Origin of the sequence: Bradyrhizobium sp. (assembly GCF_049581145.1) — a bacterium.
In the GTDB taxonomy this organism is placed as follows: Bacteria; Pseudomonadota; Alphaproteobacteria; order Rhizobiales; family Xanthobacteraceae; genus Bradyrhizobium.
This window is the reverse complement of sequence record NZ_JBAURI010001209.1, coordinates 1-1,677: the sequence shown is the minus strand read 5'-3', so window position 1 is coordinate 1,677 and position 1,677 is coordinate 1. Positions and strand designations below refer to the sequence as shown.

The window sequence follows — 1,677 nt, the reverse complement described above, 5'->3', positions numbered from 1 at the left end:
AACCTCGACGCGGGCGAAAAGGACTACCAGCAAGCCCTCAAGCTGCAACCCAACTCTCCAGACGCCAAGATCGGCATGGCCAACGTCCTCACCGAAAGAGGAGACCCCGCCGCCGCCGCCCCACTCCTCGAGCAGGTGATTGCCGCCGATCCCTCCAACTACCTCGCGCACTTTCGTCTCAGCACGGTCTACCGCAAACTGCACCGCCCCGAGGACGTCAAGCGCGAGCTCGACGCCTACACCAAGTACAAAGACATGCACGAGAAGTTGACCAGCATCTACAAGACCCTCGACTCTCCCGACAAGACTCCGGGGAAATAACGTGCGCCCCCTGCGTCACCCAACACTCGCCGTGATCGCTGGCCTGCTCCTCGGCACTCTGCCATGCGCTTCCGCATTCGCGCAGAGCCACGCCACCGCGCATCCGCCCACCTCCGCGCCCCAGTCCATCGACGTCCCGCAGCTCGTCGACATCACCGCCTCCACCAAAATTCAATTCGAACACCTCTCCAGCTCCGACCAGAAATACATCGTCGAATCCATGAGCGGCGGCGTAGCCCTCATCGACTACGACAACGACGGCTACCCCGACATCTACTTCACCAACGCCCCCAGCGTCGCCATGGCCCTCGCCGGCAAGAAGGCCCGCAGCGCCCTCTACCACAACAACCGCGACGGCACTTTTACTGACGTCACCGACAAGGCAGGCGTCGGCTATCCCTGCTGGGCCATGGGCGCAGCCGTCGGCGACTTCAACAACGACGGTCTCCCCGACCTCATCGTCAGTTGCTTCGGCGGCGTAGTCCTCTATCGCAACAACGGCGACGGCACCTTCACCGACGTCACCAAGGCAGCCGGTCTCGACAGCGACAAAGGCTGGGCCACCGGCGCCGTCTTTGGTGACTACGACGCCGACGGCAACTCCGACCTCTTCGTCCCTCACTACGTCGACTTCAACATGAACGACCTCCCGCAATTCGGCTCGCAGGTCACCTGCAGATATCACAACGTCCCCGTGCAATGTGGCCCTCGAGGCCTCAAAGGTTCGCCCGACAACCTCTATCGCAACAACGGCGACGGCACCTTCACCGACGTCTCGAAAGCCGCAGGCGTAGACGACGCCAACCTCTTCTTCGGCCTTACCGCCGTCTGGTCCGACTTCGACAACGATGGCAAACTCGACCTCTTCGTGGCCAACGATGGAGAGCCCAATTACCTCTACCGCAACGATGGCAGCGGCCACTTCAAAGACATCGCCTTCGATAGCGGTGTCGCTGTCAGCGAAGAAGGTCTCGAGCAGGCCAACATGGGTGTTGCCGTCGGCGACTATCTCAACGACGGCAAGATGAGCATCGCCATCTCCCACTTCAGCGAGGAGTACGCCGCACTCTACCGCAACGACGGCAACCTCAACTTCACCGACGTCTCTCGTCAGGCCGGCATCGCTCAACCCAGCGTCCCCTACGTAGGCTGGGGCGACGCCTTTGTCGACCTCAACAACTCCGGCTGGCAGGACTTCATCCTCGTCAATGGCCACGTCTACCCGCAAGTCGACGACGCCAAAGCCGGCATCGCCTACAAGGAACCAAAGCTCGTCTACATCAACCAGCGCAACGGAACCTTCCGCGAAATGAGCGCTGCAACCGGCAAAGCCGTCCTCATCCCCCAGGTCAGTCG

Annotated in this window: 2 protein-coding genes; both read left to right on the top strand. The window is 61.7% G+C overall.

Annotated elements, in window-relative coordinates; all coding sequences use genetic code 11:
* Positions 1–321: tetratricopeptide repeat protein (locus WCB02_RS38515; protein WP_423967405.1), on the top strand; the 321-nt coding region annotated here is incomplete at its 5' end.
* A 1-nt stretch (position 322) separates the two neighbouring features.
* Positions 323–1,677 (top strand): FG-GAP repeat domain-containing protein (locus WCB02_RS38510; RefSeq protein WP_423967403.1); only part of this gene is annotated, 1,355 nt, incomplete at its 3' end.